Source organism: Chitinophagaceae bacterium C216, assembly GCA_028485475.2.
GTDB classification, from domain to species: Bacteria; Bacteroidota; Bacteroidia; order Chitinophagales; family Chitinophagaceae; genus Niabella; species Niabella composti.
This window is the reverse complement of record CP144143.1, coordinates 550,736-572,221: the sequence shown is the minus strand read 5'-3', so window position 1 is coordinate 572,221 and position 21,486 is coordinate 550,736. Positions and strand designations below refer to the sequence as shown.

The following is a 21,486-nucleotide window of genomic DNA, read 5'->3' as shown; positions in this document are numbered from 1 at the left end:
TCACTGCGTCATTTAGGTCTGTTAAATGTTATGCGTCATCATCTGAGAAAAGAGAAACAATGCCTTAACTGCGGGCAAGAAGTGGAAGAGCGTTTCTGTACCCATTGCGGGCAGGAGAATATTGAGCCTCACGATTCTTTATGGCATTTGATCGCGCATTATTTTCAGGACCTTGTACATTATGACAATCGGTTTTGGCATACATTCAAGAATCTTTTTACACAACCCGGTTTTGTTGCCAAGGAATATTTAGAGGGAAAGCGAGTAAGAAATCTCAAGCCTATTCAGCTATATGTATTTGCTTCTACGGTATTCTTTATCGTATTTTCTTTCGTAAAACATACCGATTATAAACCCGGAACCGATATCCGTGATTTTCGCAAACGGCTGTACAATCTTGAAAGGGAGAAAGAATATCTTAAAGACTTTCCACAAGCTGTTTATGTGGACTCTGTAGCCAATGCCATCAAACAGCAGCAACAAACACTGCGCTTAAAAGACGAAAATACAACGGCTGATTCGGCGCTAAAGCAAACTCTGAAAGAGCTACAGGATGAGGGCATATCACTTGGCGGAGATGCATTTAAAGTGCAGATTAGCAGAGATTCGGCAAATAAGAAGGCTTCGGGAGTAGGTAAAAAACGTGGCTGGTTGTCGAGAAAACTAAATGATGTAAAAAACCAAAAGCTACAGGAGCAGTATGAGGGAGATGAAAAGAGAATGATTGTGGATTTAGTGGAAAATCTTAAGAAAAAACTTCCACTAATATTTTTCCTGAGCCTTCCTTTCTTCGCGTTCTTTTTATGGTTGTTACACCGCCGTAAAACCAAAAAGACCTACGTTGAAAACTTTATTTTTTCGGTGTATCAATATGCTTATGTATTCGTAATAGGCCTTTTTACCATACTACTGGGGTATGTGTTTGAAAAGATATTCAGTAATCACGTGGCCGAAACTCTTACCAACTGGCTCAATGTGGCAGTGTTTGTGTACCTTTTCCTGTACCTCACTTTTTCTATGAAGCGGTTCTTTGGTCAAAGCTTCCGAAGAGCCTTCTTTAAACAACTCATAGTGTGTTTTCTCACCTCGGTATTGGTAGGGTTTTTAACTGCAGGGGTGTTATTGGTGTTGTATATTTCTTAAGTTTATTGCAACACTTCTGCTAGTTTCTTTTCTAATTCAACTCCGCGCAGGCCCTGCGCCAGCACTTTACCGTCGGGATCGAGAAGTACATTAAAGGGAATGCCGTCAAAGCCGTATAAATCCACAACTGAGGACTCCCAAAATTTAAGGTCGCTAACATGCAGCCAAGTAAGTCCGTCGTCTTTGATAGCTTTTTCCCACGCTTCTTTGGTCTGGTCGAGCGAAACACCCAGAATAGTAAAGTTTTTATCCTTAAATTTATTATATGCAGCTACTAGGTGGGGGTTTTCTATACGACAGGGACGACACCAGCTAGCCCAAAAATCCACCAGCACATATTTCCCTTTTAAAGAGCTCAGTGCTAAAGGTTTGCCGTTGATATCGGGCAATACAAAATCCGGCGCCTGTTTCCCTACCCAGTTGCTTTTATTCAAGCGTTCCATCTCGGCCTGCATACTTTTATGCAGACTCGCCAATCCGCTATGATTGGGGTTTTTCTTTACTAAATCGGCAATAAGTGCGGTTACTTGCTCATTATTCAAGGGCTCTAAGCCAAAACCCGGATTATTGGCGGTAGATTGATAGTAACCCAGCTGAAACATGGTCAACGCTACATTATCCGATTTTTTCATTTCGCTAAGGGTATACTCTTTTAAGGTGGATGCATCGTTAGCGATAGCCTGTTTCAGGAATTCGATTTCATTTTCCGAAGCTTTGCTGTTATGGAGGCTGTCTACCTGTTTTAATCTGGTAAAGATGCTTTGCAGTTTTTCATTAAAACGGGTAGTAAAAGTTTTCATTGCCTGGCTGGCCGGAGAGCCTTTTACTTCGTATTTTTCGGAGAACAAATTATTTTCTTTACTCATTTCCACTTCTACTTCTACTTTGGGGTGGTCATTGATAACCGCTACCACAGGGTAGAAATTCTGATCTATCCGTATATTGTAAATGGCCGACTCCGAAGACGGGGCTTGAAGCGAGAATGTTCCGTCGGGTGATAAAGGAGTAGAGTCTACAATAACCGGATCCATAGTGCCCACAGGTACTTCTTCCAGATATAGCATTTTTCCGGTAGCATTGCTGATTTTTCCCGACAGGGTAAATGTATTTTTAGATTTATTATCGCAAGCGACTAATAATAAGGCAGCTACCGCTGCAAATAATATCTTTTTCATTATTGCTGATTTTAGTTCAGTGTGAATGAACTATGTTTATTGTTTAAGTTTTTCAAGAATCATCTGGTTGGTTTTTTTAGGATCGGCTTTTCCTTTAGTGCGCTTCATTACTTCTCCTACAAATAAAGAAATCAATCCTTTTTTACCTTTTTTATAGGCAACAACTTTATCGGCCAATTGTTCCAATACTTCATTGATTACAGGTTCTAACTCAGCAGAGTCGGACTGCTGAATCAGATTGTTTCTTTCTGCCAGCACGGCAGGATTTTCCTGAGGATTTTGCAGCAGCAATTGCAACAGCTTGGTGGATGCTGTAGAGAAACTCAATTTTCCTTCCTCCACACATTGGATTACAGCTGCAATTTGTGCAGGAGGAATTGGGAAAGCATCAATTTCTTTTCCGTGATCATTTAGCCAGCTTTTGATGGGTCCCAGCATCCAGTTGGCAGCTGCTTTATAATTTTTTGTATGTTGAATAACAGTTTCAAAATAGTCGGCAAAAGCCCTTTCTTCAGTCAGTACTTGCGCATCGTAATCGTTGAGCTTATATTGTTCTTTATAAATACTAATTCGCTCTGCTGGTAAAGCGGGAATAGATTGACGAATGTTTTCGATAAAATCATCCTTAAGATCAAACGGAGTCAAGTCGGGGTCGGGGAAGTAGCGGTAATCTTCCGCATCTTCCTTGTCGCGAATGGCGAATGTGGTACCGGTGTTGGCATCAAAACTGCGCGTCTGTTGTCGGATGGTTTCTCCGTTCTCCAGCATTTTTATGAGTCGTTGACTTTCGAAATCAATGGCGCGTTTTACATTGCGAATAGAGTTGAGGTTTTTGACCTCTACTTTGGTGCCCAGTTGGGTATCGCCTTTACGCCTTACGGAGATATTGGCATCACAACGCAAACTACCTTCTTCCATATTACCATCGCACACTCCTAGGTATCTTACCAGTTTTCTCAACTCGGTAAGATAGGCAAACGCTTCATCGCTACTACGAATATCCGGCTCGGTTACGATTTCGATTAGCGGTGTTCCTGCACGGTTATAATCTACGGCAGTACTATACTCGCTCACATCGTGCAAGCTTTTACCGGCATCCTCTTCAAGATGGATGCGGTTCAAACGAATATTTTTTTCTCCCTGTGCTGTTTTAATGGTGATATAACCATTTTTACAGATGGGTGTAGTATGCTGTGATATTTGATATCCCTTGGGCAAATCGGGATAGAAATAATTTTTACGAGCAAAGTAATTTTTTCTTTCTATCTCGCAATGGCAGGCGAGCCCCATTTTGATGGCATGACGAATCGCCTCCCGATTCATTTTAGGTAATGTGCCGGGATGCCCCAAAGTAATAGGACTTACGTGTGTATTGGGTTCGGCACCAAAAGCGATGCTGTCGCCACAAAATAGTTTGCTCTGCGTGAGCAGCTGGGCATGCACTTCAAGCCCCACCACAATTTCGTATTGATTGTATTCCGGATTCATGAATGGCCGTAAAAATAAGACGGATTTCTTATTTGAAATTTTAAATCTGGAAAATATCAATATTTTAAGAGATAGATAAGCAAAAAGCCCGGAGATTTTGACTCCGGGCCTCACTAACCCCATTAATACCATCCAGATATAATCTAACAAACAACGTACACAACACGGTATTTGTTTAAAATAGAAGCATATTATAGGGTCGCTGTTTTAATTTTTTTGCTGAGATGCACTTCAACATTTTCGGTACGTCCGTTTCGATCTACTTTCAGCTTTAATGTATCCCCGCTACGACTTTTTCGCATTTGAGCGAGCATGTCGTCCGTGGTGCTGATGGTATTGCCATTCGCTTCTTTGATAATATCACCTTCTTTCAGGCCTGCTTTAGAAGCATCGGAATCTTTTTGCACTTTGATGATTTTCACGCCGCTACCTTTTTCTAAGTCTTGTATTTCAATACCTAGTTTGGGGGTATTGTCAGAAAAGCCTCGAATTATAATATTTCTAGAACCATCTCTAAGATTTTGAGGGATGCGGTCGAAAAGCTCACGCATTTCTATGCGCGGAAAACCTTCAAAGGTCATTGCTTGAGGCGCTTTCCATTTGGTGAGCGTGGCGGTGACAGTATTTTTTTTGCCATCTCTGATGTAGGAAATATTCACTTTGTCGCCCGGTTCTTTGTCTTTTAATGCTTTGGACAGCTCGTCAGGCGTAGTGATTTTTTCAGAGTCCACAGCTACAATAATGTCCCCCACTTTTAAGCCTGCTTTTTCTGCAGCACTTTCTTCATTTACAGAAATTATTTTAGCGCCTTCCTCTACTTTTTCGGTCATTACCCCCAACATAGCCTTATTTGTGGATGGTAAGGAGAAGCTCCTGACATTGAAATCAGCTGACGGCCACTCGCGGTAACTGTCCAAGTCTTTTATCTTGATGCGTTTTACAGTTATTTTACCATTTTCATCATCCTTCAGGGGTTTGCCATTGACGATGATTTCTTCTCCATCTACAACAATATTGAGTTTTTCTTTATCATTACCTTTTTTAGTAATGATAATGCGTTCAGCTTCCTTACTTTCCTTTTCCTGAGCCAAGAGGAATCCGGGCATAGCTAGCATGGTAATTAGGAATATTTTTTTCATTGTACAAAATTTTAGATCTACGTCGATTTTCGTATTTCAAAGATAGGGGAATTTATATAATACGAAGTGTTTCGGAATTGTTAAAAGCCGTAGGAGTTGTGTTAAACTTATTTCTGCTTCATATTGTCCGATAGTGGGGTACCACAAATTTTGCAGTAAAGCGCATCTGATGCGTTGTTTTTATTATGACAGTGAGGACAGGTGCGTGAGGCATTATCCATGTCTCTGTACTTAGTAACCACTGCTGCCGATAGCATTCCGGTAGGTACGGCAATAATGGCATAACCCAGAATCATGATAAAAGATGCAATCATTTTGCCTCCAATAGTCATAGGGGCTACATCTCCATAGCCTACGGTGGTAATCGTCACAATAGCCCAGTACACACTTTGCGGAATACTGCTGAATCCGGGATTATATGGGGATTCTATTACATACAGCAAGACGCCTAGAAACAAGGTGAGTAGTACAATGAAAAACAGAAATACCAAGATTTTATTGAAGTTGCGCAATAGCGCCAGCATCATGTAGCGGCTTTCGTCCAACAGGCGCACCATACGAAAAATGCGAAATATACGCAGGAGCCTGAAGCAACGGAATGCCATCAACATATGCCAGTTAGGGAGGAAAAATTCCATATACGAAGGCACAATGGCTAGAAAATCGATGATTCCGTAAAAACTGAGTGCATATTTTTTTGCATCCCGTACACAATAGAGTCTTAATAGGTATTCAATGGAGAAAACAATCAGAAAAACATAATCTATAATGTCGAATACTTTATCATATGCAATGGAGATGGATTCAACGCTTTCTAGAATGAGCAGTATGATACTGGCAAAAATGAATAGAAATAGGCCTACATTAAAAAGTCTGCCAGCACGCGTGTTATTCTGAAAGATGACTACATACAGCTTATGTCTGAAACTATTTTTGTCTTTGGGTGCATTATGGTCCTGAACTACATCGTGTCTGTCGGGGATAATATGGAAAAGAGACATAACCCTGAGTATTTTACTTTAAAGGTAATTCTTAGAAAAGAAAAACCTCACGTTTAAAGCGTGAGGTTTATATAGAGTCCGTTTTTTATTACTGAAGGAGATTTCTTACAGTATCGATAACTTGTTGCAGGTTCCCTACTTCCTTACCGCCCGCAGTAGCCAGCGTTTTCTGACCACCACCTCCTCCGTTAACCAGCGGAGCTACCTGCTGTTTGATAATCTGCCCCGCATCGAGATTTCTGGCAGCTACCACATTTTCAGCAATGCTGACGGCTACAAAAGCCTTGCCGCCAATATTGGCACAGAGTACTACCACGAAATCCTTCAACTGATTTTTAAGGTCGAGGCATAATCTTTTTAATGCGTCAGGATTGCTTACTTCTACGATATCTCCTATGAAGTTGATCTGATTGATGATTTCGTCTTTGCGTAGCAATTCGTTACGAATACTAACCAACTCTTTTGCTTCCAGGCGCTCTACTCTTTTTTCGAGAGTGGCTTTATCTGCAATAAGCTTTTCAACAGCCTTAATGGGATCACTAGTCTTGAGCAATTCGGCAAGCGCCTTATTCTGCGCCAGCTTATCATATACATATTGCAGTGCTGCGGGCCCTGTTAATGCTTCAATACGACGTACGCCTGCTGCCACAGCCGATTCGCTGGTAATAACAAACAGGCCAATCATACCGGTATGAAGAACGTGTGTTCCTCCGCACAGCTCTGTTGAAAAGCCGGATCCGATGCTTACTACCCTTACGATATCGCCGTATTTTTCTCCGAACAATGCCATGGCTCCCATTTGCAGGGCTTCATCTTTAGGCATTTCTTTGATGATAACCGGCAAGTTTTCTCTAATCTTGTCGTTTACTATACGTTCAACCTCCCTAATTTCTTCATCGGTGATTTTGGCGAAATGCGACACATCAAAGCGAAGTATATCGGGCGATACTAAAGAGCCCTTCTGATTGACGTGCGATCCTAGTACCTGTTTTAAAGCACTGTGCAACAGATGGGTGGCAGTGTGGTTATATGCCGCATATAGTCTTTTTTCTGCATTCACTACAGCACGCAATGGCTGCGAAACATCCGAAGGCAGTTTATCGGTAAAGTGAATGATAAGATCGTTTTCTTTCTTAGTATCGGTAACAGGAATTTCTTCGCCGTTCTCAAAAATCAGTTTTCCTTTATCTCCCACTTGACCTCCGCTTTCGGCGTAGAAAGGAGTGATATCCAATACCAGCTGATATTGTTCTTTGCCCTTAGCCGAAACCTTGCGGTATTTGATCACTTTTGCTCCTGCATTCAAATCTTCGTATCCTACAAACTTTACCGGCACTTCCGCTGCCACCTGTACCCAATCCTGCGTATCAATGGCAGTAGCGGCCCGCGAGCGATCTTTTTGCTGTTTCATTTCATTTTCAAATCCCGCTTCATCCACCTTCAAGTTGTTTTCGGTGGCAATCAGCCGTGTAAGGTCAGCAGGAAAACCGTAGGTGTCATACAGTTCAAAAGCATCTTTACCATTAATGATTCCGCTTTTGGCAGAGGCCGCAATAATATCATCCATTCTTCTAAGGCCTTTCTCCAGCGTGCGTAAGAAAGATTCTTCTTCTTCTTTAATTACTTTTTCAATAAAGGCCTGTTGTTGTTTTACTTCAGGGAATACCTGTTCAAACTGTGCGGCAATCAGTTTTACCAGCTGATATAATAAAGGCTGCTTGTAATCTAGATAAGAATAGTAATAACGAACGGCACGACGCAGAATGCGACGGATCACATAACCCGCTCCGGTATTGGAAGGTAACTGTCCGTCTGCAATAGTAAAAACAATAGCCCGAATATGGTCCGCTACAACTCTTAATGCAATGGCTTGTTTGGTGCTGCTTTCGCCCAGCAATCCACCAGATGGATTAGGCAGCGCTACCATTTTTTCTATCTCTGCAATAGTACCGGTAAAGATATCGGTATCGTAGTTACTGTTTTTACCCTGTAGAACACGCACCAGACGCTCAAATCCCATTCCTGTATCTACATGTTTAGCAGGTAAAGGCTCTAGTGAGCCGTCTTTCTTTCGGTTGAACTGGATAAATACGTTGTTCCAGATTTCGATCACCTGTGGATGGTCGGCATTAATCAGCGTTTTGCCATCAATCGCTTTTCTTTCTTCATTCGAACGGCAGTCTATATGTATTTCGGAGCAGGGGCCACAGGGACCTGTATCGCCCATTTCCCAGAAATTATCTTTTTTCTTGCCTTTGAGGATGCGATCCTTGCTAATCCATTTGGCCCATTCATCGTAAGCTTCTTGGTCGAACGGTAACCCTTCCTGCTCATCACCCTCAAATACAGTTACGTATAAACGATCCTTATCAATTTTATATACTTCGGTAAGAAGTTCCCAACTCCATTCGATAGCTTCTTTTTTAAAATAATCGCCAAAGCTCCAGTTTCCCAGCATTTCGAACATGGTGTGGTGATAAGTATCCACGCCAACTTCTTCTAGGTCATTGTGCTTTCCACTCACACGCAGGCATTTTTGTGTGTCGGCCACACGTGGATGCGGGCTTTGTTTGTTACCCAGAAAATAGTCTTTAAACTGATTCATCCCCGCATTGGTAAACATCAGGGTAGGGTCGTTTTTTACCACAATAGGAGCCGAGGGCACAATGGTATGGCCTTTGCTCTTAAAAAAATCAAGAAACCGTTGTCTTATTTCACTGCTGGTCATTGTACTATTTTAGGCCTGCAAAGATACGGTGCAGCCGTGGTATGATGGTGAATTAGAACATTTATTAAAATGTTTTGCGTAGTTTCATACAAGTACTACAATATACGGAATGTTAAATCGTTTAATAGAAAATAAAGAAAAGGTCATTCATTATATTTTTGCATAATACAGACTTTGATAAAGCAATCATGTCAAAAAGCAAATCACAAACGCAGGGAGCTTTTTCCTTTCTTGATGAAGTAGAGAAGGTAGAACCGCAACCTAAGCCCAGGAAGCACGTATTAAAACCTCCGGCTCAGATTGTGATAGAAACCGACGACACCCCTTCACCACACATCGATGATACGGCATCGATGAACGAATCACTGCCTGTGTCCCAGGTGTCGGACAGTGCTGAGCCTTCCCTTGAATCGAAACATACTGAAGTGTTGCGTGCACAAGATGATACCACTGAGTTGAGCAGCGCTGATGTGGCCAAGCCATCAGAAGCGTCAAGTACCGAAACTGAGGCGGAACTCGAAGAGCCGGGCGAGGTGAGGAAAAATACGCGAGGGCGTAAATCTGCTAAAGAGCACAGTATTGCAGCAAGCATGGTAGAAATACCGGAGGATGAGGTGCTGTTCTCTAAGCAATATTACAGTATGGGGGAGGTAACGGCCATGTTCAAGGAAAGCCACTCGCTGATACGCTATTGGGAAAGTGAATTTGATATTTTGAAGCCTCGGAAAAACGGTAAGGGCGATCGCTTTTTCCGTCCGGTAGATATAAAAAATCTTTATCTGATTTATGACTTGCTGCGGCGCAGAAAGTTCACTATTGAAGGGGCTCGCGAGTATTTGAAAAATGATAAAAAAGCAGAAAATAAATTCGCCGCTATTCAGTCTTTGCAAAAAATAAAAACGTTTTTACTGGAATTGAAAGCATCTTTGTAGAGTACAAAAATTGCGACCACAGGAATATTAATTAGTGAATGTTAATGAGATACCTGCTTGTAACTTTATTTATCGGGATAAGTGTTTTGAGTGCGAAAGCACAACAGTATGAAGTAGTAAAAGACCGTACGGGAAAGAATTTGCTCAAAGGATTTGTTACTGACAGTATTTTACGTGCAGATACAATCAATTATAAGTGGTTTGGAGAACATCAAGCGGCGTATACACCGCCAGAAACTGTTGTAAAAGCGTTTGCTGATACGAAAGACAATGTATCTATCTTAATATTCTTTGGTACTTGGTGTGCCGATTCGCACTATGTGATTCCCCGGTTTTATAAAATCTTGGAGCAGGTAGGGTTTGATAAAAATCGGCTTACTGTATTTGCATTGGATAGAACCAAAAAAGACAATGCACATTTTGCCACCAATATGAATATCGCGCATGTCCCTACCATTATTATTTTAAAAGATGGAAAAGAACTAGGCCGTGTGGTGGAATATGGTCCTTCCGGAAAGTTTGATGAAGAACTGGCTACTATTTTGAAGAAAGCTATGTAAAGGGCTTTTCATTAAGTATACTTACATTGGTAGTTCTACCACAAACATGTATACCCAATTCCTTCATCAATTGTAATATATCTACATTAATGGCATTTTTTAGTACCGGAAAACTACTCACTTCTGCTGTGCTAGCATAATAGTCCGAAACAATAATAATAGCATTGGAGCTGATGTCATTAATATATAAACTGAAGGTGCGCACATTGTGTTTTTGGAATATCTCACGAATACCCTTGAGTAGCTCCTGCACTTTTTCTAAGGGAGTCTCCGGTTCTATTTCCAGTTTAATATCTCCACGGAAAAGTGTTCTATTGGTGAGGTTATCTAGTACACTATCCACCATTTGTTTGTTAGGAACTGTAATGTAAGTTTTGGCATCGGTGCGAATGCGAGTGCTGCGCAATCCAATTTTCTCTACCACGCCGCTAAAGTTGCTGCCCTTCACACTGTCGCCCGTTTTAAAGGGTTTATCAAAAAATATAATAAATGAAGCGATAAGGTTTTCCAAACTTTCCTTCAAAGCGAGAGCAACGGCAGCTCCTACGATACTTAATCCTGTTACCAATCCTTTTACATCGTAGTGAAAGACATATTTCAGCAATAGCAAGCCACCTAGCAAACCGATGAGTACTTTAATAAAATCTTTGAAGAAGTAAACCAATTGATGGCTGCCAGAATCACCCTGTTGCAGATAGCGCTCTTTTAAGAGAATAATAATGAAATCGACTGTTTTAATGAGAAGTCGGGTAAAAGTGATAATAATAAGCGCTGTTCCCATCATCCGAAGCAGCTCATGCAGCCGTATTCGATAAATTTTGATATCCAGAGCTTCTGGGAAGTTCAGTTTGTCTAATGCAGCTACCGTAATAAACGTAGCGATAAATAATCCCAATGGTTTTGCAATGAGGCTTTTAAAAGCCACCTTGTCCAGATTTCTATATCTTTTTCTTAAAAGAAAAAAGAAAAAAGAAGCTACATAATGAGCAATGTATCTTTTAAATAAAAACACAATAAGAATCAACGTCCCAACGATACAGTAACTTTGTAGCGTATTATCTAGATATGTTTGTTGGAGAAAATCCTTCATTTTTAAAAATTATAATCAAAACTAAAGAGTATTAATTAAAAGTATCCCTTAGCTTTTTCTTTGTTTTATACCTTTAGCCCAAAGTTTAGAGCAATATATGGCAGCATGGGAAGGAAAATCCAAAGGTAATAAATTAGGCTATGGCATATTTATCGCGTTATTAAAATATGCCGGAGTGCTGCCTGCATATATTTTATTAGTTTTTGTGGCCGGTTATTATTATCTGTTCAGCTGGAAATCGTCCCGAGCTATCTGGTATTATTTTAGAAAAAGACTCAATTTTTCATTTTTTAAATCATTATTAAAACTGTACAGCAACTATTACTGGTTTGGTCAGGCCATTATTGATCGCATTGTTATGATGGCCGGCATTAGCAATCGATTTACTTTCAATTTTGATGGCGAAGCACATTTGCATGAGATGGTGCGTCGGGGAAAAGGAGGCCTGTTGTTAAGTGCGCATATCGGAAATTGGGAAATTGCAGGGCACCTTTTAAAAAGACTTCAGACGAAAATCAATATCGTCATGTTCGATGGTGAACACGAACAGCTAAAGCAGTATCTGGAAAATACTACCGGACAAAGGAATGCCAATATTATTGTTATTAAAAACGACCTATCACATATTTACGAGATCATAGAAGCGTTGAACAAAAATGAGCTCGTGTGCATGCACTCCGACAGGTTTCTCCCCGGAAATAAAACTTTTGATGCCATGTTTCTTGGCGAGAAAGCCCGTTTTCCTCAAGGACCATTTCTGCTGGCATCTAAGCTGGAAGTACCGGTATCATTTGTGTTTGCTTTAAAGGAAACGCTATATCATTACCACTTTTTTGCCACAAAAGGAGTGATATATAAAAACATTTCGGGAAATACACCTCAGCATATATTGAATGCTTTTACCGAAGCGATGACCGAAAAGGTAAAAGCTTACCCGTCTCAATGGTTTAATTATTATAACTTCTGGAGGGCATAATATCAGTAAGTTTATTTACTTTTAGCCTCCTCAATCTAAACAAGATTATTGTGAGCCTGACCGTAGATATTTTATCCTGTATTCCTCAGCGTTCACCTTTTGTGATGGTGGATACATTAGAAACTTGTGATGAGAACGGAGCTACTACTTCATTTCTCATAAAGAAAGAAAATATTTTCGTGCAAGACGAATGGCTTACGGAGCCAGCGCTTATAGAGAATATTGCGCAGACGGCGGCAGCCAGAGTAGGATATTTATGCATGCAAGAGCAAAAACCCGTACCTGTTGGTTTTATAGGAGCTGTACAAAATTTAAAAATATTTCGCTTACCCAAAATTGGGGATGTGCTCTTTTCTAAAGTTGCTATAAAAAAGCAGATCTTTAACGCCACAATTATTGAAGGAAGCATATCTGTGAACAACCAGGAAATTGCTTCCTGTGAAATGAAAATTTTTATAGATCCTTAAAACCAAATTGTATGAAACGTGTTTTTGCTTTTGTTTTAGTGGCTGCTTTTTTATCTGCGAGCTTAACATTAGAGGCGCAATCCTTAAAAGATGTTTTTAATGATAAGGATGTTCCTATTTTTTATTATGGAATAGATTTTACTAAAGCAAAACTTATTAACGACCCATCGGCTAATACGCGTGATATTGTAGAGAGACAATTTGCCGCCATCAATGCACTAATGATTAATGAGCCAAAGAAATATGATATTGCAGGTGCATTCAGAAGGAAAGAGTTAGATACAGACTTAAAATATACTGATAAGCGCAATGAAAAACGTGATCCGGATGATATCTTATCTTCCAACACCGGCGACTACAATCATTTGAGTGAGTCGGACATTAGTACTTTGATAAAAGGATTTGATGGAGGAAATAAATCTGGGGTGGGATTGCTCTTTATTGTCGATGCTATGAGCAAAACCAAAAAAGCTGTTTCCCTATGGGTAACTTTATTTGATATTAAATCCAAAAAAGTATTACTTACAGAACGTATGGAGGGTGCGGTGAGTGCAGGCTTTACTTTTAGAAACTACTGGGCAAGTGGTTTTAAGAAGATTATAGACCAAATTGAAAAAAAGAAATATAACGAGTGGAAATCAAAATATAAATAATGCCGGAGCTGAGCCACACTATCAAAATATTAGTTCGTTTCAACGAGGCTGACCCTTTGGGCATCGTGTGGCACGGCCATTATATTCGTTATTTCGAAGACGGGCGCGAAGCTTTTGGGAAAAAATACGGCATTAGCTACCTGGATTTTTTTCAGGAAAACGTAGTGGTTCCAATAGTGCATGCCGAGTGTAACTATAAAAAATCGCTGAAGTTTGGAGATACGGTAATTGTGGAAACAACCTATCATCCTTGTGAAGCGGCTAAGATTATTTTTACATACAAGCTTTACAGAGAGGCCGACAATAGCCTTGTTGCTACTGGAACCACTACTCAAGTTTTCTTGGATAAAGATACTCAAACGCTATTGCTTAACACCCCCTCATTCTTTGATGCGTGGAAAAAGCAGCAGGGTATATAAATTTTTTATGCCTGAAAAGCCAGTCCTACCGTTTTTTATTAATATTATTGTATCCGCTGCAAAAGTGTTACTTCTTTAATATTAATTTGTAACACGCAAACTTTTGAGCGGGGAGGAGTAATGAAACCTGTTTATGTCATTGCAAATAATATTATTTCGCCACTGGGCGATACTACAGAAAAGAATTTTTCACTGTTGCGGCAGGGGGTAAGCAGTGTGCGGTTACATGAAGCTGGAAATAGAAGCCCTATTCCTTTCTATGCTTCCTTATTTCCGGAAACCTTCTGGCAGCACCATCACACAACATTTACTAAGTTCGAATATCTGCTTGCTCAATCTGTAAATAAAGTATTGGAACAGGCTTCGGTAAATCCTGCTCATCCCAAAACAGGACTTATTCTTTCTTCCACCAAAGGCAATATTAGCCTGCTAGAAGAAAACGCTATTACTCCGCAACTGAAAGCGGAAATTAGCTTTACACAGTCTGCGAAAAAAATTGCAAAGCATTTTGGTTTTATCAACACTCCTGTGGTGATTTCGCACGCTTGTATTTCGGGTTTGGTGGCTCTCATTACGGCCAAAAGAATGTTGGAAGCAGGTTTGTACGAGAATGTAGTTGTAGCGGGAGCAGATATTATCACACGCTTTATTTTGTCGGGATTTCAGTCTTTTCAAGCTGTGAGCGATGCGCCGTGTAAGCCTTTTGATGCCAACAGAAATGGCATCAATTTGGGGGAAGCTGCGGCTGCGATTGTTTTATCCGTACATAAGCCACTAAATGATGCCCCCATTCTGTTGGCTGGAGGTGCGGTAAGTAACGATGCTAATCATATTTCTGGACCTTCGCGCACAGGTCAGGAATTATTCTTTGCCATCAGCAATGCTATGCAAGAGGGTGCGGTGAGTGCAGCCGATATTGGCTTTGTTTCTTTACATGGAACGGCTACTGTGTATAACGATGATATGGAAAGCAAAGCTATTACACTGGCAGAGCTGCAGCAGGTTCCTGTAAATAGTATTAAAGGATATTATGGACATACCTTAGGTGCTGCGGGATTGTTGGAAACAGTTATCAGCATTTGCTCTTTGCAGGAAAATATAATGATTCCAACCAAAGGATATTCCACACCGGGCACAGCACAGCAAATGAATGTTTGCACTGTTTTGCAGCCCATCGAGCAGGAAGCCTGCCTAAAAACCGCATCGGGTTTTGGCGGATGTAATGCAGCGATTGTCTTAAAAAAACAATGAGCAACATTGCCGGATAATATTAAAATTAAGATAAACGATTAAGCTGAATTCATAAAAAGTGTTGGAAAATACCCAGAGAAAATAACGGAACTAAATGGCACATCTTTACAATAAGGACAAACGAACTGCTTTGGAGGCAAAACATCTTGCGCAGCTCATTGCTCATGGGCCTATCGTATTTCAGGTGGCAAAAGTGCTAAGAGACAAAGGTATTCTGCGCATTATTGAAGAGGCCCGTACGGGCATTACGCTTGCTGATATTACTGCAAAAAGCGAGCTTTCGGAATATGGAGTGCGCGTGCTGCTCGAAGCAGGTTTAGGCATGGAAATGATAACAGTGGATGAGGAGGGGAAATATTATCTTGCCAAAACCGGATATTTCATATTACATGATGCCCTTACCAATGTAAACATGAATTTTGTGCATGATATCTGCTATAAAGGTGTGTATCATTTGGAGGAAGCTATCGAAACCGGTAAGCCGGCCGGATTGAAGGAATTAGGAAATTGGAATACCATATATGAAGGTCTTTCTCAATTACCATCACAACAGCAGAAAAGCTGGTTTGAGTACGACCATTTTTTTTCTGATATTGCTTTTCCTCGTGTATTGAAACATGTATATAAACCAGAGAATCAGATAAAAAAGTTACTGGAAATAGGCGGCAATACCGGAAAATGGGCATTAGCTTCTACACAGTTTGATAAAGAAGTTAAAATAACCATTGTGGATCTGCCGGGGCAGGCTGCAATGGCCAAGAAAAATATTGAAGCCCTAGGGTTGAGCGAGCGAGTGGATTTTTACCCGGCCAATGTGTTGGATGAAAATGTTCAGTTTCCTACAGGTTATGATGTGGTTTGGATGAGTCAATTCTTGGACTGTTTTTCTGAAGAAGAAATTGTGAGCATCCTACAGCGTTGTGGTAAGGCGATTCACGAAGAAGGCGCTATTTATATTTTGGAAGCATTCTGGGATAACCAGCGTTTTGAAACGGCAGCATTTTGCTTACAGCAGCTCTCCATCTATTTTACGGCCATTGCCAACGGCAATAGCCAGATGTACGACAGTCGTGTATTTAAAAAATGTATCGAAAAAGCAGGTTTTGATATCGTCGAAGAAATTGAAGGTATCGGATTAAGTCATACCTTGCTAAAGTGTAAAAAGAGACAGTTGCATTAAAACGCTTTAATCCGAACATTGAAACGTTAAACTCCTAAATAACCATTAAACAATGCAATCCGAACAAACAGATGTACTCGTTATAGGAGCTGGTCCTGCCGGTACTGTTGCCGCCGCCCTAGTAAATAAAGCGGGTTTTAAAGTAAAAATTGTAGAAAAGCTAAAATTTCCTCGATTTGTAATTGGCGAGAGTCTTTTGCCCCGCTGTATGGAATCATTAGAAGAAGCGGGATTGCTGAACAAAGTGCTGGAACAAGGATTCCAACGTAAAACGGGTGCAAAGTTTGTTCGAGATGGAGTGGTCTGTGATTATTCGTTTGCCGATCAGTTTACCAAAGGTTGGGACCATGCCTATCAGGTAACTCGTGCCGACTTTGATAAGGCGTTGGCCGATGGTGTACAGGAACAGGGTGTAGAAGTGGAGTATGAAACCGAAGTAAAGGCCATTGATTTTAAGGAAGATGGAAGCTCTGTTACTACTGTGGCAGATGCTACAGGGAATACCAAGCAGATAGCAGCTCGTTTTATCATTGACGGCAGTGGATATGGCCGGGTGATTCCCCGTTTGTTTGGATTGGACAAACCGTCGAATTTACCTCCGCGCAAAGCCGTTTTTGTCCACATAAAAGATGTAAAACGACATATGGATGATGAGCCCGACAGAATTACCATTGTAGTGCACAAACCCGATGTGTGGGTGTGGGTGATTCCGTTTTCTACAGGAGTAACATCTGTGGGTTTTGTAGGAACGCCGTCGTTCTTTGATAAATATACCGGCACTCTTGAAGAGCAGATGCGAGGACTTATTGCCGACGAACCCTATGTCGCTCAACGCATGGAAGGTGTGGAGTTCTTATGGGAGCCAAAGGTATTGCAGTCTTGGTCTACCACTACGCAAACATTCTATGGGAAAGGCTTTATACTTACAGGGAATGTAACAGAGTTCTTGGATCCTGTTTTTTCTTCAGGGGTGACATTGGCTACGGTATCCAGTCAGCTGGCGGGAAATCTAGTGATAAGGCATCTGAAAGGCGAAAACGTAGATTGGCATAAAGAATATACCGAAGTGATGATGCAGGGTGTCAATACATTCAGAAGTTATGTAAACGGATGGTACGATACTACATTACACACAATATTTTTTGCTAAAGATCAAGATTCTAATATTAAGCGTAAAATATGCTCGGTATTGGCCGGTTATGTATGGGATTTAGAAAATGATTATGTGAAGTATCATGATACCGCGTTAAGAAAACTGGCTAAAACTATTCATCTGAGAGACAGTATTTCTTACATTAACAACGGGTTTAAAGACTCTGAAAAAAAATAAGAAGCATTGTTACAAGATAGCAGCGTGCATATTACCTCCTTTTGTAAGATTCGAAATCATAAGGTTTGGAGGAATGAGGAGTTAATTTATGAAAGGAAAACAGAGGGGACAGATATTCTGCAGGACATGTATGACCAGCTGACCCTAAATTATCCGAAGTTTTTCAAAATGGATAATTTATGTAAGCTAGGAACGCTGGCGGCACATGTATTGTTGCATCATTTACGTTTAGAAAACTATCAACCGGAAGACATAGGAATCGTATTATCTAACAGCAATGCCAGTATTGAGGCGGATGTAAAGTATTATGAGTCGTCAAAAGCCTATCCTAGCCCAGCACTCTTTGTATATACGCTGCCCAATATTGTAATTGGAGAAATAAGTATACGATACGGATGTAAGGGAGAAAATGCATTTTTCGTAAGTGGGCAATTCGATGCAAGGCTACTGCATTTTTATGTTATGGACCTATTAAGGCATCAACGTATAAAAGCCTGTATTTGTGGTTGGTCCGATGTTGTAAACGATACAATGGAGGCCTGCCTTTTCTTTGTTGAAGTAGGAAATCATAATGGCGTTAACTTTACTGCCGAAAACATAGATAAATATTACAAACAAGATTTGAATGGAAAGGAATGAGCTGATACAGCAGTTGAAAGAGCAGATTATAAAACAACTGAATTTGGTTGATAAAAAACCTGAAGATATCGGAGACGATGATCCGCTGTTCGTGGAAGGATTAGGTCTTGACTCGATCGATGCTTTGGAACTAATTGTATTGCTACAACAGGAATACAATATAAAGCTGAATAATGCAGAAGAAGGGCAAAGTATCTTTCGTTCTGTAAGTACCATGGCCGATTATATTCTCGAACGTCAGGCAGGATCAGCCAACTAAAAAAACTTTTCGAAACAGCAACCATGGAGAGTCAGCCAAAATCCGTTGGAAATGCCGTGTATGTTGCAGGTACAGGTGTAGTTTCAGCAATTGGAAATAATGTACAGGAAAATCTGTCTTCACTGATTTCCGGCAAAGCCGGAATCGATGCCATGCAGCGCCTGCACTCGGTGCATAAAGGAGCATTGCCTGTTGCAGAAGTTAAACTGTCCAATGCGGAGCTGGCCGAGCGTACCGGGTTGTCCGAACGGATCAGTCGTACGGCTCTATTAAGTACACTGGCTGCAATGGAGGCTGTCGAAAACGCTGGAATTGATATAAAAAAATGGCGTACCGGATTCATTTCTGCCAATTCAGTCGGCGGAATGGATAAAACGGAAGATTTCTTTGAAGGATTTTTGACGAATTCCCATGCCGGTCGTCTGCATCAGGTTGTAAATCACGAATGCGGTGCCATTACCGAAATTACTGCCGATGTATTGGGCATAAAAGATTTTGTAACCACTATAAGTACGGCCTGTTCTTCTTCGGCCAATAGTATTTTTCTAGCGGCGCGTTTGATAAAGCAAGATAAGCTGGATGTGGTAATCGCCGGAGGTGTGGATTCGTTAACGCGGTTTACGCTGAATGGTTTTAATACATTGATGATTTTAGACAACCAGCCTTGTCAGCCTTTTGATGAAAACCGTCGAGGATTGAACTTAGGAGAGGGCGCCGGATACGTGGTATTGATTTCGGAAACAGTAGCTGCAACTTTAGCAAAGAAACCTTCGGTTGTTCTTAGTGGATGGGCCAATGCAAACGATGCTCATCACCAGACCGCCTCTTCTCCTGAGGGAAAAGGAAACTTGCTGGCAATGAAAAAAGCACTTGAAAAAGCCGGTTTGCAACCCTCGCAGATAGATTATATCAACCTTCATGGTACTGGTACCAACAATAATGATATTGCAGAGGGTACTGCCATAAAAACTTTATTTCAGGAGCCTTATCCTTCTATGAGCTCCACCAAATCATTCACCGGTCATACGCTGGGAGCCAGCGGTGGCATTGAAGCGGTTTTCTCTACGTTGGCTATTGAACAAGGCCTTGTCTTTCCTAATCTACGCTTCGAAACACAGATGAAAGAACTACCCTTCACTCCTGTTGTAGAGCTGCAACACCGGCCATTACAACACGTGCTCTCCAACTCTTTCGGGTTTGGGGGGAATTGCAGCAGTTTGGTTTTTAGTAAAATTGTATGAACAATTGAGCTAAAAATTCTAACGTTATTGAGAAAACTAAGCTTGTGCCGACTCGCATTTTATTAGTACCTTCGCGCAAAATTTGATCCTGTAGTATAAGCATCGTACGATATAGATAGAGCCATGAGAGGGCGTTGGTTAAAAATATTGTTGTTTTTATTTACCGGTTTTGTCAGCGCTTTAAATATTTTACAGGCAAGCGACTCACTAACCGGATGTGTAGAAAACGACGACGTATCGTTTCATGTTTCTGTCGTTCAAAAATTACAAGATGCTGATGGCGATGTTCTTGATGCCATAATTGTTCAACAACGCATTCGAAATTATTTTCAATTTAATGCTATTCATCAGAATAGCGGGGCCGATTATCTGAATGCATTGATAATCGGAAATAAATCACTGCAGCATCCGGTATATCACTCTAAGCCGCAACAGAAAGCCGGATATGGTATTTTATACTTGTATTATCTATACTGATATCTCTTCCATTTTGAAGTTTCTTGTTTAGAACCGTTTATTTCGGGATTGTCTATTCTCTTCATTTTAGCTAAAGATTTGTTTGCCATTCGAAAAAGAAGATGCGTTCTTTTTGTGTCTTCGAGTGGAGGGATTTGTTTTTATCATCACTTAAAAGTTCTATAAAATGGAATTGAGATATATAGTATATATAGTATTTATCAGTATAGTAATTGCTGCGTGCTCATCAAATGCTACACAGACTTCTTCCGAGTTAAGAGATTTTCCTGTCATAAGAGTTGAACCCAGAGATACTGTAATCAGCAAAACGTATGTGGCAAATATTGAAGCTGCTAAAAATGTTCGGGTACATGCAAGAGTAAGTGGCTTAATTAAAGCCGTATTAGTCAGTGAAGGGCAACACGTGCAAAAAGGGCAGCCACTTTTTAAAATCAATGATGATGTATTGCGTGTGGAACTTGAAAAAACTAATGCAGCTTATCATGCGGCCGAAGCGGCTGTAAAAATGGCTCAGGTGGAGCTTTCGCAGATAAAAGCCTTATTCGATAAAAAAATAGTTGCCAAAAGTGAATTGGATATTGCCCAAGCGAAATATGAATCTGCCTTGGCTCAAAAGAATCTGGCGAAAGCTGAACAGCACGCCATTCAGCAAAAAATAAATTTTACAACCATTACTGCTCCTTTCAACGGTGTGATAGATCGTATTCCTTTTAAAGAAGGAAGTTTGGTTAATGAAGGTGATTTACTTACTACCATTTCCGACCTATCCCATGTTTATGCGTATTTTTCTATTCCGGAAGATGAATATTTCGAGCTTTTAGGTAATAATGAAAGTATTTTTGCTCAGCGGATTCAATTACAGCTACCTAATGGAGAGGTGTATCGTTATAAGGGAGAACTGCATAAGGCTGAGAGCGAAATTGACCGCATTACAGGTTCTATTGCTTTTAAAGCAAAATTTTCTAACCCAGATGGGTTAATCAAACACGGAACATCCGGAAAACTACTTCTTTCCAAAACTCAAGAAAAAGCCATTCTAGTTCCACACAAATCTGTTTTCTCCATTCAGGACAAAAACTATGTGTTTCTTGTAAGCCAAGACAATAAAGTAAAAATGCACCATGTAGTTTTAGGCGCAACACTTGATGGGGTTTACATTGTGGATGCCGGCCTGAATGGTAACGAGCTCATTGTATATGAAGGAATCCAAACCCTTCGCGAAGGCGATGTTATAAAACCCAAAGCTTATTCTTTTTAATAATTGAGCGAATGAATAGTGTTTCTGAAAGCGTCAGCGGCGCTTTGCATTTCCTTTTTTTTTAAGTAAAACTGAAAGTA

21 protein-coding genes are annotated in these 21,486 nt (G+C 40.6%); 15 read left to right on the top strand and 6 right to left on the bottom strand.

Annotated elements, in window-relative coordinates; genetic code table 11:
• Window positions 1-30: 30 nt before the first annotated feature.
• Window positions 31-1,143: a DUF3667 domain-containing protein gene (locus PIECOFPK_RS02345; protein WP_409966428.1), complete on the top strand. Its 1,113-nt coding sequence runs from the start codon at window positions 31-33 to the stop codon at window positions 1,141-1,143.
• 2 nt (window positions 1,144-1,145) lie between these two features.
• On the opposite strand, the gene PIECOFPK_RS02340 is transcribed toward PIECOFPK_RS02345, so the two are convergent.
• From PIECOFPK_RS02340 to alaS, 5 genes are all read right to left on the bottom strand, one after another.
• Window positions 1,146-2,318: a thioredoxin-like domain-containing protein gene (locus PIECOFPK_RS02340; protein WP_409966427.1), complete on the bottom strand. Its 1,173-nt coding sequence runs from the start codon at window positions 2,316-2,318 to the stop codon at window positions 1,146-1,148.
• A 36-nt stretch (window positions 2,319-2,354) separates the two neighbouring features.
• The gene (gene gatB, locus PIECOFPK_RS02335) at window positions 2,355-3,806 is read right to left on the bottom strand and encodes an Asp-tRNA(Asn)/Glu-tRNA(Gln) amidotransferase subunit GatB (protein WP_330974745.1); all 1,452 of its coding nucleotides are present in this window, start codon (window positions 3,804-3,806) and stop codon (window positions 2,355-2,357) included.
• A gap of 191 nt (window positions 3,807-3,997) precedes the next feature.
• Window positions 3,998-4,945 (bottom strand): PDZ domain-containing protein, encoded by a 948-nt coding sequence (locus PIECOFPK_RS02330; RefSeq protein ID WP_330974744.1) that lies wholly within the window; start codon window positions 4,943-4,945, stop codon window positions 3,998-4,000.
• Window positions 4,946-5,052: 107 nt separating this feature from the next.
• Window positions 5,053-5,946, bottom strand: a complete 894-nt coding sequence (locus PIECOFPK_RS02325) for an ion transporter (protein WP_330974743.1) — start codon at window positions 5,944-5,946, stop codon at window positions 5,053-5,055.
• A gap of 88 nt (window positions 5,947-6,034) precedes the next feature.
• Entirely contained in the window at window positions 6,035-8,674 is a 2,640-nt protein-coding gene (gene alaS, locus PIECOFPK_RS02320) for an alanine--tRNA ligase (RefSeq protein ID WP_330974742.1), read from the bottom strand.
• 188 nt (window positions 8,675-8,862) lie between these two features.
• Between alaS and PIECOFPK_RS02315 the strand changes: the two genes are divergently transcribed.
• Window positions 8,863-9,606: a MerR family transcriptional regulator gene (locus PIECOFPK_RS02315; RefSeq protein WP_330974741.1), complete on the top strand. Its 744-nt coding sequence runs from the start codon at window positions 8,863-8,865 to the stop codon at window positions 9,604-9,606.
• A 44-nt stretch (window positions 9,607-9,650) separates the two neighbouring features.
• A complete protein-coding gene (locus tag PIECOFPK_RS02310) occupies window positions 9,651-10,166 on the top strand; it encodes a thioredoxin family protein (RefSeq protein WP_330974740.1) in 516 nt (171 codons plus the stop codon).
• Here PIECOFPK_RS02310 and PIECOFPK_RS02305 read toward each other — a convergent pair.
• The gene (locus PIECOFPK_RS02305; RefSeq protein ID WP_409966426.1) at window positions 10,159-11,256 is read right to left on the bottom strand and encodes a mechanosensitive ion channel family protein; all 1,098 of its coding nucleotides are present in this window, start codon (window positions 11,254-11,256) and stop codon (window positions 10,159-10,161) included. The two genes, PIECOFPK_RS02310 and PIECOFPK_RS02305, sit on opposite strands and share 8 nt — an antisense overlap.
• 97 nt (window positions 11,257-11,353) lie before the next feature.
• Here PIECOFPK_RS02305 and PIECOFPK_RS02300 point away from each other — a divergent pair, with 97 nt between their 5' ends.
• The 12 genes from PIECOFPK_RS02300 to PIECOFPK_RS02245 all read left to right on the top strand — a co-directional run bounded on the left by PIECOFPK_RS02300 (window position 11,354) and on the right by PIECOFPK_RS02245 (window position 21,406).
• Window positions 11,354-12,232: a lipid A biosynthesis acyltransferase gene (locus tag PIECOFPK_RS02300; RefSeq protein ID WP_409966425.1), complete on the top strand. Its 879-nt coding sequence runs from the start codon at window positions 11,354-11,356 to the stop codon at window positions 12,230-12,232.
• Between the two features lie 50 nt (window positions 12,233-12,282).
• Window positions 12,283-12,699, top strand: coding sequence for a 3-hydroxyacyl-ACP dehydratase (locus PIECOFPK_RS02295; protein WP_409966424.1), 417 nt, complete (start codon window positions 12,283-12,285; stop codon window positions 12,697-12,699).
• 11 nt (window positions 12,700-12,710) lie between these two features.
• The gene (locus tag PIECOFPK_RS02290) at window positions 12,711-13,352 is read left to right on the top strand and encodes a hypothetical protein (RefSeq protein WP_330974736.1); all 642 of its coding nucleotides are present in this window, start codon (window positions 12,711-12,713) and stop codon (window positions 13,350-13,352) included.
• Entirely contained in the window at window positions 13,352-13,771 is a 420-nt protein-coding gene (locus tag PIECOFPK_RS02285; protein WP_409966423.1) for an acyl-CoA thioesterase, read from the top strand. Before PIECOFPK_RS02290 ends, PIECOFPK_RS02285 begins: the two co-directional genes overlap by 1 nt.
• A gap of 120 nt (window positions 13,772-13,891) precedes the next feature.
• On the top strand, window positions 13,892-15,022 hold the full coding sequence (locus PIECOFPK_RS02280; protein WP_409966422.1) for a beta-ketoacyl synthase N-terminal-like domain-containing protein: 1,131 nt from the start codon (window positions 13,892-13,894) through the stop codon (window positions 15,020-15,022).
• Window positions 15,023-15,116: 94 nt separating this feature from the next.
• Entirely contained in the window at window positions 15,117-16,202 is a 1,086-nt protein-coding gene (locus PIECOFPK_RS02275; RefSeq protein ID WP_330974733.1) for a class I SAM-dependent methyltransferase, read from the top strand.
• A gap of 52 nt (window positions 16,203-16,254) precedes the next feature.
• Entirely contained in the window at window positions 16,255-17,532 is a 1,278-nt protein-coding gene (locus PIECOFPK_RS02270; RefSeq protein ID WP_330974732.1) for an NAD(P)/FAD-dependent oxidoreductase, read from the top strand.
• A 6-nt stretch (window positions 17,533-17,538) separates the two neighbouring features.
• The gene (locus PIECOFPK_RS02265; protein WP_409966421.1) at window positions 17,539-18,171 is read left to right on the top strand and encodes a hypothetical protein; all 633 of its coding nucleotides are present in this window, start codon (window positions 17,539-17,541) and stop codon (window positions 18,169-18,171) included.
• Window positions 18,158-18,430: a phosphopantetheine-binding protein gene (locus PIECOFPK_RS02260; protein ID WP_330974730.1), complete on the top strand. Its 273-nt coding sequence runs from the start codon at window positions 18,158-18,160 to the stop codon at window positions 18,428-18,430. Before PIECOFPK_RS02265 ends, PIECOFPK_RS02260 begins: the two co-directional genes overlap by 14 nt.
• A gap of 23 nt (window positions 18,431-18,453) precedes the next feature.
• Complete coding sequence (locus PIECOFPK_RS02255; RefSeq protein WP_330974729.1) at window positions 18,454-19,671, top strand: beta-ketoacyl-[acyl-carrier-protein] synthase family protein; 1,218 nt, start codon at window positions 18,454-18,456, stop codon at window positions 19,669-19,671.
• A gap of 123 nt (window positions 19,672-19,794) precedes the next feature.
• The gene (locus PIECOFPK_RS02250; RefSeq protein ID WP_330974728.1) at window positions 19,795-20,148 is read left to right on the top strand and encodes a hypothetical protein; all 354 of its coding nucleotides are present in this window, start codon (window positions 19,795-19,797) and stop codon (window positions 20,146-20,148) included.
• Between the two features lie 166 nt (window positions 20,149-20,314).
• Window positions 20,315-21,406, top strand: coding sequence for an efflux RND transporter periplasmic adaptor subunit (locus PIECOFPK_RS02245; protein WP_330974727.1), 1,092 nt, complete (start codon window positions 20,315-20,317; stop codon window positions 21,404-21,406).
• Window positions 21,407-21,486: the final 80 nt, after the last annotated feature.